The organism is Streptomyces glaucescens, assembly GCF_002154375.1.
Classification (GTDB): Bacteria; Actinomycetota; Actinomycetes; order Streptomycetales; family Streptomycetaceae; genus Streptomyces; species Streptomyces glaucescens.
Genome location: NZ_MUND01000308.1, coordinates 1 through 14,183, shown reverse-complemented (window position 1 = coordinate 14,183; position 14,183 = coordinate 1). Strand labels below are relative to the sequence as shown.

At 72.3% G+C, this 14,183-nt stretch carries 11 protein-coding genes and 1 pseudogene; 11 read left to right on the top strand and 1 reads right to left on the bottom strand.

Going from position 1 to position 14,183, the window contains the following annotated elements; genetic code table 11:
* From CCN42_RS20625 to gatB, 7 genes and pseudogenes are all read left to right on the top strand, one after another.
* Positions 1-608, top strand: a pseudogene (locus CCN42_RS20625) (uroporphyrinogen decarboxylase/cobalamine-independent methonine synthase family protein); the annotation flags it as partial.
* Positions 609-623: 15 nt separating this feature from the next.
* On the top strand, positions 624-2,816 hold the full coding sequence (gene ligA, locus CCN42_RS20620) for an NAD-dependent DNA ligase LigA (protein WP_086737696.1): 2,193 nt from the start codon (positions 624-626) through the stop codon (positions 2,814-2,816).
* Positions 2,817-3,073: 257 nt separating this feature from the next.
* Positions 3,074-5,308, top strand: coding sequence for a putative bifunctional diguanylate cyclase/phosphodiesterase (locus tag CCN42_RS20615; protein WP_086737694.1), 2,235 nt, complete (start codon positions 3,074-3,076; stop codon positions 5,306-5,308).
* Positions 5,309-5,587: 279 nt separating this feature from the next.
* Entirely contained in the window at positions 5,588-5,884 is a 297-nt protein-coding gene (gatC, locus tag CCN42_RS20610) for an Asp-tRNA(Asn)/Glu-tRNA(Gln) amidotransferase subunit GatC (RefSeq protein ID WP_004925108.1), read from the top strand.
* 6 nt (positions 5,885-5,890) lie between these two features.
* Complete coding sequence (gatA, locus tag CCN42_RS20605) at positions 5,891-7,384, top strand: Asp-tRNA(Asn)/Glu-tRNA(Gln) amidotransferase subunit GatA (RefSeq protein ID WP_086737692.1); 1,494 nt, start codon at positions 5,891-5,893, stop codon at positions 7,382-7,384.
* Positions 7,381-7,620 carry a hypothetical protein gene (locus tag CCN42_RS20600; protein ID WP_086172035.1) on the top strand — a complete coding sequence of 80 codons (240 nt, stop codon included), beginning with the start codon at positions 7,381-7,383 and terminating at the stop codon, positions 7,618-7,620. The genes gatA and CCN42_RS20600 overlap by 4 nt, the downstream gene beginning before the upstream one ends.
* Positions 7,621-7,635: 15 nt before the next feature.
* Positions 7,636-9,150: an Asp-tRNA(Asn)/Glu-tRNA(Gln) amidotransferase subunit GatB gene (gatB, locus tag CCN42_RS20595; protein ID WP_086737690.1), complete on the top strand. Its 1,515-nt coding sequence runs from the start codon at positions 7,636-7,638 to the stop codon at positions 9,148-9,150.
* A 90-nt stretch (positions 9,151-9,240) separates the two neighbouring features.
* Here the strand turns inward: gatB and CCN42_RS20590 are convergent, their stop codons facing one another.
* Positions 9,241-10,044 (bottom strand): SAM-dependent methyltransferase, encoded by an 804-nt coding sequence (locus tag CCN42_RS20590; RefSeq protein ID WP_086737688.1) that lies wholly within the window; start codon positions 10,042-10,044, stop codon positions 9,241-9,243.
* Between the two features lie 188 nt (positions 10,045-10,232).
* Between CCN42_RS20590 and CCN42_RS20585 the strand changes: the two genes are divergently transcribed.
* From CCN42_RS20585 to CCN42_RS20570, 4 genes are all read left to right on the top strand, one after another.
* Positions 10,233-10,499: a hypothetical protein gene (locus tag CCN42_RS20585; RefSeq protein ID WP_086737686.1), complete on the top strand. Its 267-nt coding sequence runs from the start codon at positions 10,233-10,235 to the stop codon at positions 10,497-10,499.
* A gap of 158 nt (positions 10,500-10,657) precedes the next feature.
* On the top strand, positions 10,658-12,919 hold the full coding sequence (locus tag CCN42_RS20580) for an MMPL family transporter (RefSeq protein WP_086737684.1): 2,262 nt from the start codon (positions 10,658-10,660) through the stop codon (positions 12,917-12,919).
* Entirely contained in the window at positions 12,894-13,454 is a 561-nt protein-coding gene (locus CCN42_RS20575) for a GNAT family N-acetyltransferase (RefSeq protein ID WP_086737682.1), read from the top strand. Before CCN42_RS20580 ends, CCN42_RS20575 begins: the two co-directional genes overlap by 26 nt.
* A gap of 35 nt (positions 13,455-13,489) precedes the next feature.
* Complete coding sequence (locus CCN42_RS20570; protein WP_086737680.1) at positions 13,490-14,062, top strand: hypothetical protein; 573 nt, start codon at positions 13,490-13,492, stop codon at positions 14,060-14,062.
* Positions 14,063-14,183 lie beyond the last annotated feature (121 nt).

Genomic DNA, 14,183 nt, shown 5'->3' with positions numbered 1-14,183 from the left:
GCGCCTGCCGTGACCTCGCCGCCTCGCTCGCCGAGGGTCTGCGCCTGCACCTGGACGAGGTGCGCCGCCGCGTGCCCGGCGCCCGCCTCGTGCTCCAGCTCGACGAACCGTCCCTGACCGCCGTCCTGCGCGGTGAGGTGAGGACCGCCAGCGGCTACCGCACCCACCGCGCCGTGGACCGCCAGGTCGTCGAACAGGGCCTGCGCGAGGTGATGGGCGTGCACGACGGCGGCCCGGTCGTGGTCCACTCCTGCGCCCCGGACGTCCCGTTCGCCCTGCTGCGCCGAGCCGGCGCAGCCGCGGTGTCGTTCGACTTCTCGCTGCTCACCGAGCGTGACGACGAGGTGATCGGCGAGGCCGTGGAAAGCGGCACCCGGCTCTTCGCCGGTGTCGTGCCGAGCACGGACGGCCGATTGTCAGACCCTGCCGGTAGCGTCATGGGTGTCAGGACGCTGTGGCGCAGGCTGGGGCTGTCACCGGCGCTTCTCGCGGAGGCGGTCACGGTCACGCCGACGTGTGGACTCGCGGGGGCCTCCCCGGACTACGCGCGCCGGGCACTCGCCCACTGCGTCCGGGCGGCGAGATCACTCGCGGACAACCCTGAGTAACGGGAGGACAACACGGTGGCCGGCGACAGGCAAGCGGAGAGCACGGTGCCCACCGAGGCACGGGAGAAGCACGCGCAGCTCGCTGAGCAGATCGAGGAGCACCGCTTCCGGTACTACGTGAAGGACGCTCCCGTCATCAGCGACGCGGAGTTCGACCGGCTGCTGCGCACGCTGGAGGCCCTGGAGGAGGAGTATCCGGAGCTGCGGACGCCGGACTCGCCGACCCAGAAGGTCGCGGGTGCCTACGAGACGGAGTTCACCTCCGTCGAGCACCGCCAGCGCATGCTGTCGCTCGACAACGCCTTCGACGACGTGGAGCTGGCCGCCTGGGCCGAGCGCGTCCACAAGGACGTCGGCAGCACCCCGCACCACTTCCTGTGCGAGCTGAAGGTCGACGGCCTGGCCGTCAACCTGACCTACCAGCACGGGCGTCTCACGCGCGCGGCGACCCGGGGCGACGGCCGCACCGGCGAGGACATCACGCCGAACGTGCGGACGATCGCGGAGATCCCGGACCGCCTGACCGGCGACCGCGTCCCGGACCTGGTCGAGATCCGCGGCGAGGTCTACTTCCCGATGGAGAAGTTCGAAGGGCTGAACGCCCGGCTGATCGCGGCCGGCGACAAGCCCTTCGCCAACCCGCGCAACGCCGCCGCGGGCTCGCTGCGCCAGAAGGACCCCCGGGTCACCGCCACCCGCCCGCTGCACATGGTGGTGCACGGCATCGGCGCCCTGGAGGGCTTCACCGGCCTGACCCGCCTCTCGGAGGCGTACGACCTGCTGCGCACCTGGGGCCTGCCCACGTCCCGGCACAACAAGGTGGTCGACGACCTCGACGGCGTACGGGAGTTCATCGCGTACTACGGCGAGAACCGCCACTCCGTGGAGCACGAGATCGACGGTGTGGTCGTCAAGCTCGACGAGATCCCGCTCCAGGGCCGGCTGGGGTCCACCTCCCGCGCGCCCCGCTGGGCGATCGCGTACAAGTACGCGCCGGAGGAGGTCAACACCAAGCTGGTCAACATCCGGGTGGGTGTCGGCCGCACCGGCCGGGTCACGCCGTACGCGCAGGTGGAGCCGGTGACGGTGGCCGGCTCGGAGGTCGAGTTCGCCACCCTGCACAACCAGGACGTGGTCAAGGCCAAGGGCGTCCTCATCGGGGACACGGTGGTGCTGCGCAAGGCCGGTGACGTCATCCCGGAGATCCTGGGCCCGGTCGTGGACCTGCGCGACGGCACCGAGCGCGAGTTCGTGATGCCGGCCGAGTGCCCCGAGTGCGGGACGCCGCTGCGCCCGATGAAGGAGGGCGACGTCGACCTGCGCTGCCCGAACTCCCGTGCGTGCCCCGCACAGTTGCGCGAGCGCCTGTTCTACCTCGCGGGGCGCAAGGCGCTGGACATCGAGCACTTCGGCTATGTCGCCGCCGCCGCCCTCACCAAGCCGCTGGAGCCCGCGGACCCGCCGCTGAAGGACGAGGGCGATCTGTTCGACCTCACCGTGGAGCAGTTGCTGCCGATCAAGGCGTACGTCCTCGACCAGGACAGCGGCCTGCCGAAGCGGGACCCGAAGACCGGCGAGGAGAAGATCGCCACGGTCTTCGCCAACCAGCAGGGCGAGCCCAGGAAGAACGCGCTCGCGATGCTGGAGAACATCGCGGCGGCCAAGCGGCGCCCGCTCGCCCGCATCCTCACGGGCCTGTCGATCCGCCATGTCGGGCCGGTCGCCGCCGAGGCGCTGGCCCGGGAGTTCCGCTCCATCGACCGGATCGAACAGGCGACCGAGGAGGAGCTGGCGGGCACCGAGGGGGTCGGGCCGATCATCGCCGCCTCCCTCAAGGAGTGGTTCGCCGAGGAGTGGCACCAGGAGATCCTGCGCAAGTGGCGCGCGGCCGGCGTGCGCATGGAGGACGAGCGCACCGGTGAGGACGAGGGCCCGCGCCCGCTGGAGGGTCTGACGGTCGTCGTCACCGGAACTCTGGAGCACTTCACGCGTGACGGCGCCAAGGACGCCCTGCAGAGCCAGGGTGCGAAGGTGACCGGCTCGGTTTCGAAGAAGACGTCGTTCGTCGTTGTGGGTGACAACCCCGGATCCAAATATGACAAGGCGATGCAGCTGAAGGTGCCGGTCCTGAACGAGGACGGCTTCAACATCCTGCTGGAGCAGGGGCCTGAGGCGGCGTCGGAGGCCGCGCTCCCGGTCGAGGAGTAGCGGTTGAAGACCACCCGATCGGCGCATATCAGATGCATACGGGCGGCCGGTGCGCATTCGGGCAACCGTCGACGACCGCTGCCCGTGGAAGCCTTCTGCGGCCTACTGTTGGGATGTGCGCCTGCCGTGCCCAGCTGCGGTTGGGGCATCCCCTGCTCCTGAGGAGCGCGGGGAAGGGATTTCCGACGCGGCGCCGCTGAAGGTTGTCGGGCATCGGTCGCGGGGCGTGGGCACCGCCGGCTGTGAGAGGGACGGGAATGGAACCGACCGAGAGCGCCGCCCCGGATGCACGGCCGCGCCGGTTGGCCGGCGTCTGGCGGGGCGGCCGCCGGCCCGCCCGGAGCGCGGGCACGCGCACGAGTGCCCCGGGAGCGTCCGCCGCCGCGGACGGTCCCGGCACCGTACCGCTGAGAGCCGTACGCGGCACCGGGCCGGCGGGGCCCGACAGCGAACGGCACCTGCCCTGGCCCGCGCTGCACGCGGGCGTCGTCGCCGCCGCCGGGTTCGCGCTCGGCGCCGGTTTCCTGGGGGCCTTCACCGGCCACCACCCGCTCTTCCCGTCCGGCACGGCGGGCTGGTCGCTGGCCCTGCTGACCGGCGTCATCGTCGGCCACCTGGTGCTGCTCGGCCGCGCCCGCTGGTGGGGCGGCACCGGCTCCGGCGCCGCCCTCACCCTGGCCGTGCTGCTGCTGTACGGCTGGGTGCCGGCCGGCCTGGTCAGCCTGACCGTCGTCGTACTGGTCGGCATAGCCCGGCGCCACCGCTGGCGGCAGGGCGTCCTGCACGGCGCGGTCGACGTCCTCGGCATCGGCGCCGGCGCGCTGATCCTCTTCGCCTTCGGCCGGGTGCCGTCCGTGGAGAAGCCCTGGAACCCCGACACCTGGACGCTCTACACCGCCCCCGAGGTGGTGCTGGTCGCGACCGCCTACCTGCTCGTGACCCGCGTCCTGCTGTGGTACCTGCACGCGCCGCGCGCCGGCGGCCTGCCCACCGTCGCCCGCACCGCCCTGGTCAGACAGGGCCTCGTCGCGATCGCGCTGCTCGGCATCGCCCCGCTGGTCTGCGTCGTCGCCGTCGCCAAGCCGATCCTGCTGCCGCTGTTCTCCATCCCGCTGATCGCCCTCGACTCCACCCTGTGGATAGCCCGGGCCCGCGCCGAGGAGCAACTGCGCGACCCGCTCACCGGTCTGCCCAACCGTCAGTGGCTGCTGGAACGCATCTGGACCGCCCTGGACGACGCCGAGCGCATCGGCGCCCGGGCCGCCCTGGTGCTGATCGACCTCGACCGTTTCCGATCGGTCAACGACACCCTCGGGCATCTGGCCGGTGACCGGCTGCTGCTGCAGACCGCCGACCGGCTGCGGCTGGCCCTGCCGCGCGGCGCGGAGGTCGCCCGGCTCGGCGGTGACGAGTTCGCCGTCTTACTTCCCGTCGCCGACTCCACCACCTCCGCCACCCGCATCGCCCGCGGCCTGGCGGCCGCACTCAGCTCCCCGCTCGACCTCGACGGACTCACCCTCGTCCTGGAGGCCAGCGCCGGAGTCGCCGTCTTCCCCGACCACGCCCTCGACGCGGAGGGGATGCTCCGCCGCGCGGACGTCGCCATGTACCAGGCGAAGCGGGACCGCACGGGTGTCGAGGTCTACGAGTCCAAGCGCGACTCGAACACTCCCGACCGGCTCGGTCTCCTCGCCGACCTGCGCCGGGCGCTGGACGCCCACGAGGTCCAGCTGCACTACCAGCCCAAGGTCCGCTTCGACGGCCAGGTGGCCGGCCTGGAGGCGCTGGTGCGCTGGGTGCACCCCGAGCGCGGCAAGGTGCCGCCGGACGAGTTCATAGCGATCGCCGAGTCCTCCGGGCTCATGCCCCACCTCACCGAGTACGTGCTGGAGACCGCGCTCGGCCAGGTCGCCGAGTGGCGCTCCCAGGGCCTGTTCGTCCCGGTCGCCGTCAACGTCTCCCCGCGCGACGTGCACACCCCCGGCTTCGCCGGCTCCGTCGCCGCCCGCCTCGCCCGCCACGGCGTCCCCGCCGGGGCGCTCCAGCTGGAGATCACCGAACACGTCCTCCTGGAGGACCCGCAGCGCGCCGCCGACACCCTCGCCGGTCTCACCGGCCACGGCGTGAAGATGTCCCTCGACGACTTCGGCACCGGCTACTCCTCCCTCGTCCACCTGCGCAGCCTCCCCGTCAGCGAGCTGAAGATCGACCGCTCCTTCGTGGCCCGGCTCGCCGTCGACGCCGAGGACGCCGCGATCGTGCGCTGCACCGTCGACCTCGCCCACTCCCTCGGCCTCCTCGTGGTCGCCGAGGGCGTCGAGGACGACGAGACCTGGGAACGCCTGCGCGACCTTGGGTGCGACGCCGTACAGGGCTGGCTGGTCGCCGCGGCGATGCCGCCCGAGGAGACCACGGCCTGGCTGCGGGCGCGCGGGACCCGCGGGTGGCAGCGGCCCGCGGCGGCGCTGCCCGCGGCGGCGGCGGACGAGTAGCGAATCGCCGGTCGCTCGTCGGTGTGCCGCGGGCGGGCTGTGGCTGGTCGCTCAGTTCCCGCGCCCCTGGGTGGGCCGGTGCCGCCGCAGGCCCGTCCCTGCACGCGTTGCCCGCGCCCCGGGCGGGCCGGCCCGCGTGCGCGGGCCCGCGCCGCCGGGTGGAAGCAGGGCACGTGCCTCGGCCCACGGGCCTGCCACGGGGAAACCGTTTCACGGGCATGGGGCGCCGCCCCATAGGATTGGGCCAAAACACTCACACTCACCCCAGAGGATCGCTGCATGCCTGGCATCACGCGCGAGGAGGTCGCCCACCTCGCCCGGCTGGCGCGTCTGGAGCTGAAGCCCGAAGAGCTTGACCACTTCGCGGGACAGCTGGACGACATCATCGGCGCGGTCGCCCGCGTCAGCGAGGTCGCCGACCAAGACGTACCGCCGACCTCGCACCCGCTCCCGCTGACGAACGTCATGCGCCCGGACGAGGTCCGCCCGTCGCTCACCCCCGAGCAGGCGCTTTCCGGCGCCCCCGCCCAGGAGCAGCAGCGTTTCAAGGTGCCGCAGATCCTGGGGGAGGAGTAATCCGTCATGACGGACATCATCAAGCTGACCGCGGCCGAGATCGCCGCGAAGATCGCTTCCGGCGAGCTGACCGCCGTCGAGGTGACCGAGGCGCACCTGGCCCGGATCGAGGCCGTCGACGAGAAGGTGCACGCCTTCCTGCACATCGACCGTGAGGGCGCCCTCGCGCAGGCCCGCGCGGTCGACGAGAAGCGGGAGCGGGGCGAGAAGCTCGGACCGCTGGCCGGTGTGCCTCTCGCGCTGAAGGACATCTTCACCACCGAGGGCGTGCCGACGACCGTCGGCTCGAAGATCCTCGAGGGCTGGATCCCGCCGTACGACGCGACCGTCACGCGCAAGCTGAAGGCCGCCGACGTCGTCATCCTCGGCAAGACCAACATGGACGAGTTCGCCATGGGGTCCTCCACCGAGAACAGCGCCTACGGGCCGACCGGCAACCCCTGGGACCTCACCAAGATCCCCGGCGGCTCCGGCGGCGGTTCCTCCGCCGCGCTGGCCGCCTTCGAGGCCCCGCTCGCCATCGGCACCGACACCGGCGGCTCCATCCGCCAGCCGGCCGCCGTCACCGGCACGGTCGGTGTGAAGCCGACGTACGGGGCCGTGTCCCGTTACGGCATGGTGGCGTTCTCGTCCTCCCTCGACCAGGGCGGGCCCTGCGCCCGTACGGTCCTGGACGCGGCGCTGCTGCACGAGGTGATCGCCGGGCACGACCCGCTGGACTCCACCTCCATCGACGCCCCGGTCCCGCCGGTCGTCGAGGCCGCCCGCAACGGCTCGGTCGCCGGCATGCGCGTCGGCGTGGTCAAGCAGTTCCGCGGCGAGGGCTACCAGGCCGGTGTCATCCAGCGCTTCGACGAGTCCGTCGCGCTGCTGAAGGAACTGGGCGCCGAGATCGTCGAGCTGGACTGCCCGTCCTTCGACCTCGCCCTGTCGGCGTACTACCTGATCGCCCCGTCCGAGTGCTCCTCCAACCTCGCCCGCTTCGACGGCCTGCGCTACGGCCTGCGGACCGGCGACGACGGCACGCACTCCGCCGAGGAGGTCACCTCCCTCACCCGTGAGGCGGGCTTCGGCCCCGAGGTGAAGCGCCGCATCATGCTCGGCACGTACGCGCTCAGCTCCGGCTACTACGACGCGTACTACGGCAGCGCCCAGAAGGTCCGCACCCTCATCACGCGGGACTTCGAGAAGGCGTTCGAGCAGGTCGACGTGATCGTCTCCCCGACCACGCCGACCACCGCCTTCGCGATCGGCGAGCGCGCCGACGACCCGATGGCGATGTACCTCGCGGACCTGTGCACCATCCCGACCAACCTGGCGGGCAACGCGGCCATGTCGCTGCCCTGCGGTCTCGCCCCGGAGGACAACCTTCCGGTGGGCCTGCAGATCATCGCCCCGGCGATGCAGGACGACCGGCTCTACAAGGTCGGCGCCGCCGTCGAGGCCGCCTTCGTGGAAAAGTGGGGCCACCCGCTTCTGGAGGAGGCTCCGTCGCTGTGAGCAAGCTGTCGAAGGCCAAGGGCTTCAAGAAGTCCAAGAACGGCCTGTACCTGTCCATGGCCACCACCGCGTTCGGCGCGTTCAGCGTCGCGAAGCAGGCGAAGCTCGCCCGCGCCGAGAGCGACACGCTCCGTCTGCTCGACGCCGCCGTGTCCGCCGCCGCCATCGCCACCGGTCTCGCCATTCTCTACCGCGAGCTGAAGCGGCTGGGCGACGACGACGTCCTGCTGGGCTGAGAGGGAAGTTTCACCGTGACCACCACGACCGACCTGGTGTCGTACGAGGAAGCACTCGCGTCGTACGACCCCGTCATGGGCCTCGAGGTCCATGTCGAACTCGGCACCAAGACCAAGATGTTCTGCGGGTGCTCCACGGAGCTGGGCGCCCAGCCCAATTCGCAGACCTGCCCCGTCTGCCTCGGCCTGCCCGGCGCGCTGCCGGTCGTCAACGCGACCGGCGTCGAGTCCGCGATCAAGATCGGTCTCGCGCTGAACTGCGAGATCGCCGAGTGGTGCCGCTTCGCCCGGAAGAACTACTTCTATCCGGACATGCCGAAGAACTTCCAGACCTCCCAGTACGACGAGCCGATCGCCTTCAACGGCTACCTCGACGTGCAGCTGGAGGACGGCGAGACCTTCCGCGTGGAGATCGAGCGCGCCCACATGGAGGAGGACACCGGCAAGTCGACCCACGTCGGCGGCGCCACCGGCCGCATCCACGGCGCGTCCCACTCCCTGCTGGACTACAACCGCGCGGGCATCCCGCTCATCGAGATCGTCACCAAGCCGATCGTCGGTGCCGGCGAGCGCGCCCCCGAGGTCGCCCGGGCGTACGTCCGTGAGCTGCGCGAGGTCATCCGCGCGCTCGGCGTCTCCGAGGCCCGCATGGAGATGGGCCAGATGCGCTGCGACGTCAACCTGTCGCTGATGCCGAAGGGTGCCGACAAGTTCGGCACGCGCTCGGAGACGAAGAACGTCAACTCGCTGCGGTCCGTGGAGCGCGCGGCCCGCTTCGAGATCCAGCGGCACGCGGCCGTGCTGTCGTCCGGCGGCACGATCGTCCAGGAGACCCGCCACTTCCACGAGGACACCGGGTCGACGACCTCGGGCCGCGTGAAGGAGGAGGCCGAGGACTACCGGTACTTCCCGGAGCCCGACCTGGTGCCCGTCGCCCCGTCCCGCGAGTGGGTCGAGGAGATCCGCGCCGGTCTGCCGGAGCTGCCGCTGGTCCGCCGCAACCGGCTCCGCGAGGAGTGGGGCATCTCCGGCACCGACATGCAGGCGATCCTCAACGCCGGTGCGCTGGAGTCGATCGTCGCCACGATCGACGCCGGTGCCGACGCCGCGTCCGCCCGCAAGTGGTGGATGGGCGAGCTGGCCCGCAGCGCCAACGAGTCCGGCAGGGCGCTGGACGAGCTGGCGATCACGCCGGAGCAGGTGGCGCGGGTCGCCGAGCTGGTCACCAAGGGCGACCTGAACGACAAACTGGCCCGCCAGGTCATCGAGGGCGTCCTCGCGGGCGAGGGCACCCCGGACGAGGTCGTCGAGAAGCGCGGTCTGAAGGTCGTCTCCGACGAGGGCGCGCTCACCGCCGCCGTCGACGAGGCGATCGCCGGCAACCCGGGCATCGCCGACAAGATCCGCGGCGGCAAGGTGGCCGCGGCCGGTGCCCTGGTCGGCGCGGTCATGAAGGCCACCCGCGGCCAGGCCGACGCGGCGCGCGTCAAGGAGCTGATCCTGGAGAAGCTGGGCGTCAGCGAGGGCTGAGTCCCTTCTTCGCCGCCTGGGGGGATGCACCGCGACCGGTGCGTCCCCCCAGGCGCGTGCTCAGGCGGCCCCGCCGCTGAGGCCCCGTCCTCAGCGGCGGCGGCCCACCACCCGGGCGAAGCCCAGCGACCGGCCCCGGTCCGCGCGGAGCATCTCCGCGCACCGGCCGGCCATCCGGACATGCCAGTCGTCGCTGCTCTCCTCCACGACCACCTCGCACCACAGCAGCCACTCGCGCCAGCCGTCGGTCAGCCAGTCGGCGGTCTCCACCTCCACGGCACCGCTGCGGGTCCAGTGGCGGCGCCACCAGGCGGGGGAGTGGAAGCACCAGAAGTCCGGCTCCCACCACGGCGCCAGGTGCTCCGGCGGTTCGACGCCGTCCGGCTCCTCGCGCAGTGCCGGTACGACGACGCCGATCCGCCCGCCCGGCTTGAGCAGCCGGGTCAGCGAGGGCAGGTACAGGTCGTCGGTGCCGAAGTACTGGTACGCGTCGACGGAGACGATCGCGTCGAAGGTCCCCTCGCCGAACGGCAGGTCGTGCGCCTCGGCGTGCACCGGCAGCACCAGGTCGGCGACGCCCGCCTCGGCGATCCGGGCGGCGTTCTCCTCCGGCCTGATCCACAGGTCGGCCGCGGCGACCTGGACGCCGTACTCCCGGGCGAGGAACACGGACGTCATGGCGCGCCCGCAGCCCAGGTCGAGCGCGCGGGCGCCGGGCGGCAGGGTGTCGAGGCCCAGGGCCGGGGCGAGCCACTCCAGCAGCCAGAGCGCGTTCGGGCCCATCTGGTTCTCGACGGTCCAGCGGGCGTCGTAGCCCGCGCTGCGCGGGTAGCGGGGGAGGGTCACCCGGTCGGTGAGCGGGGTGGCCGAGGTGCTGGGGACGAGGTCGGACATCGGTGACGGGCTCCTTGGGTCCTGGCTGTCGCTGGGCGCGGGGCCGAGGGACGCTAGCAGCCGGGTGTGCCGCCCCGCACCGGGTTTTCCCGCCGTACGCGCTACGCTCCCGCGCCATGAGTGGACGCGCTGATTCGGATCCGGCCGCCGGGACGTCCGAGACCACCGGGACGTCCGACGCGGCCGGGATGTCCGGGACGGCCGGGATGACCGAGGCCCGGCGGGCCCGCTGGGCCGCCACCGCCGCCGGGGCGCTGCTGGCCCTCGCGGGGCTGGCCGCGTCCGCCCTGCGGCTCACCGCTCCCGTCCCCGCGCTCGTCCCGGCCGCCTACGCCGTGGGCGCCGGTGCCTGCGCGCTCGCCGGGGTGCTGGGCTCCCGTGGCCGTACCCGGAGGGCGCTGTGGCTGCTGGTGGGCGGGGTGATGGTGATGGCGCTGGGCGACCAGTTCGACTGACGCGTCTCACATGTGAAGAAGCGCACGAAACGGCCAAACGATCACTTCCGCCTGTAAGAGTGTCCCCGCACTGCTCATATGTTCTTTGCGGGCCGTTCAACGCCTGAACGACTGTTCCCGGTCAAAGATCCACATGTCACCACACTGGGAGCACGTCCGTGGCAGCCCTCGCACACTGGTGTGTCCGGCACCGTCTGGTCGCTGTTCTGCTGTGGCTCCTCGCCCTGGGCGCGGTGGGCGCGAGCGCGTTCGCCGCGGGCACCGCGTACTCGAACGACTACCAGGTCCCGGGCACCGAGTCCGGCCGCGCCGGAGAGCTGCTGAAGGACGGTTTCCCGAACCTCGGCGGAGACAGCGACACGGTCGTCTGGCACACCGAGCGGGGCACCGTCCGCGCCGCCGACGTCGAGCAGACCATGACCCGGACCCTGCGGGAGATCGCGGACCTGCCGGGCGTGGCCTCCGTGACGGGCCCCCACGACGGCCACGGCGCCGGCCGGATCAGCGAGGACGGCCGTACGGCCTACGCCACCGTCACCTTCGAGGACCAGGCCAAGGACATCGACGCCGACGAGGCAACGGCCGTCGTCGACACCGCCGAGTCGGCCGAGGGCGACGGGCTCCGGGTGGAGCTGGGCGGCAGCGCGGCCGGGCTCACCGAGTCCCCCGGCGGGCACCTCGCCGAAGTGGTCGGGGTGGTCGTCGCCGCGGTCGTGCTGTTCCTCGCCTTCGGCTCGCTCGCCGCGTCCCTGCTGCCCATCGCCACCGCGCTGGTGAGCGTCGGCACCGCCTACGCGGGGACCGTGCTGCTCGGCCACGTCATGACCGTCGCCGACTTCGCTCCCATGCTGGGCATGCTGATCGGCCTCGGCGTCGGCATCGACTACGCGCTCTTCATCGTCACCCGGCACCGGCGCGGCCTGAAGCGCGGGCTGAGCGTGACCGAAGCGGTCACAGGCGCCGTCGCCACCACCGGCCGCGCGGTCGTCTTCGCGGGCGCCACCGTGTGCATCGCCCTGCTGGGCATGCTGATCCTGCGGCTCGGCTTCCTCAACGGCGTGGCCGTCGCCGCCTCGCTGACCGTGGTCCTCACCGTCGCGGCCTCCGTCACGCTGCTGCCCGCCCTGCTGTCCCTCATCGGCATGCGGGCGCTCAGCCGCTGCGAACGCCGCAGGCTCGCCGAGCGCGGGCCCGAGCCCGACCTGCCCACCGGGTTCGCCGCCCGCTGGTCCGCGTTCGTCGAGCGGCACCCCAAGAAGCTCGGCGCGCTCGCCCTCGCCGTGATGACCCTGCTCGCGCTGCCCACCCTCTCCCTCCACCTGGGCACCTCCGACCAGGGCAACGACCCGAGGACGGCGACCACGCGGCAGGCCTACGACCTCCTCGCCGACGGCTTCGGACCCGGCGTCAACGGTCCCCTCACCCTCGTCACCGAGGTGCACGGCGCCGCGGACCGGCTCGCCCTCGACAACCTGGACGCGACCCTGCGCGCCACCGAGGGCGTCGCCTCCGCGACCCCCGTGACCTTCGCCGCCGGTGGCGACACCGCGTACCTCACCGTCGTACCGGAGTCCTCCCCGCAGTCGGCACGGACCAGCGACCTCGTGGACCGGCTGCGCACCGAGGTGCTGCCCCGCGCGGAGGCGGGCACCTCGCTCGACCTGCACGTCGGCGGCGTCACCGCCGGCTACGACGACTTCGCGGACGTCATCGTCGGCAAGCTGCCGCTGTTCGTCGGCGTCGTCATCGGCCTGGGCTGTCTGCTGCTCCTGCTCGCCTTCCGGTCCGTGGGCATCCCGCTGAAGGCCGCGGCGATGAACGTGGCCGCCGTCGCCGGCGCGTTCGGCGTGGTCGTGGCGGTCTTCCAGTGGGGCTGGGGCAGCGAACCGCTCGGCCTCGGCGCCGCGGGCCCGATCGAACCGTTCCTTCCCGTGATCATGGTCTCGGTCCTCTTCGGCCTCTCCATGGACTACCAGGTCTTCCTGGTCAGCCGGATGTACGAGGAGTGGCTGGAGACCGGCGACAACCGGCGCGCCGTGCGGGTGGGCCTCGCGGAGACCAGCCGGGTGATCAACTCGGCCGCCGTGATCATGATCTCGGTGTTCCTCGCGTTCGTGCTCAGCGGTGACCGGGTGATCGCGATGTTCGGTGTCGCGCTCGCCGCCGCCGTCGCCCTGGACGCCTTCGTCCTGCGGACGCTGCTGGTGCCCGCGCTGATGCATCTGCTCGGCGGCGCCAACTGGTGGCTGCCGCGCTGGCTGGACCGGCGCCTGCCGCGCATCAGCATCGAACCGCCCGAGTGCCGCGCCGAGCAGGAAAAGCTCGCGGACGCCGACGCCGAACGTGAAAGGCTCACGGAGGTCGTGGACGGAACACACAAGGAGCGGCAACCGGATGTACGCGATATCCCTGGGCGATGACGGGGCCGAACTGAGGCCTCTGGAACCCTGGCACGCCGAGGAGTTCCTGGCCCACCTGGAACGCGGCAGGGAGTTCATCAACCGGTTCGTCCCCTTCGGGGAGAAGGCCACCGACGTGGCCGGGGCGCGCGAGGTGCTGCAGCGGCACGCCGACGGACGCGCCGCCGACACCTCCTCGCTGCACGGACTGTGGCTGGACGGCAGGCTCGTGGGCGGGGTGCTGTTCCTGAACTTCGACGCCGCCCGGGGCACCTGTGAGGCGGGCTGCTGGCTGGAACCCGCCGGCACCGGACGGGGGCTGGTCACGCGCGCGATGCGGGTGCTGATCGACTGGGCCTTCGAGGAGCGCGGGATGCACCGCGTGGAGTGGATCGCCGCCGCGGGCAACGAGCCGAGCCTGAACGTCGCCCGGCGGCTCGGGATGACCCGGGACGGCGTCCTGCGCCAGAGCTATCCCCACCGCGGGGAACGGCACGACATGGAGATCTGGTCGGTGCTCGCCCCCGAGTGGCGCACCGCCCGCGACGAGCGTTAAGGCGGCTCTCAGACTCCGTCCGTACGGTGCGGGGCATGGGTACCAGGACTGTGGACGAGACCGCGGCGACGACCGGCAAGGACGAGGAGGCCGTCACCGAGGAGACGACCGGTGCCGACGGGACGAGTGCGGACGTGACGAGCGGCGAGGCGGCGGAGGGGGACACCGCTGACGGGGACACCGCCCCGGCGGACACCGCCGTGAAGGAGGCGGGCCCTTCCGGAGTCGGGCAGGGCGCCGGGGCCGTCGTCTCCGCCGCGCTCGGCGTCGTCTCGCTGACCGGCAGCTGGGTCGGCACGGTGGCCTCCGCCCGGGAGTCGCTGATCGGCCAGCTGGAGACGTCGTCGTCCTCCAGCGTCGCGGCCATGGTCGAAGCCGGCTACGGCGACGCCTGGCGGGCCGGCGCCCTGTGGGCCGGGCTGTTCGCCCTGGCCGCGCTGATCGCCGGCGTCGTGGTCCTGGCCCGGCCCGCGTTCGGGGCACCCGGCGAGCCGCAGGCCCCCTGGATCAAGTCGGTGGCCTGGGCGGGCGTCTCGCTCGGCGTCATCGGCCTGCTGCTGGCCGTACTGAAGTACACCGACGTCCTGCTGGGCCTGCCGTCGGCCTAGGTCGTGTCCGCAAAGTCCCGTCGTCCGCCCGAAGGGCGGGCCCCGCGGCGTCTGGTTCGTGCTCTCTGCTCTCCGGGTGGAGTTCCTCTTACTGGATTTCCTTTGTGCTTCGCCCTTCGCG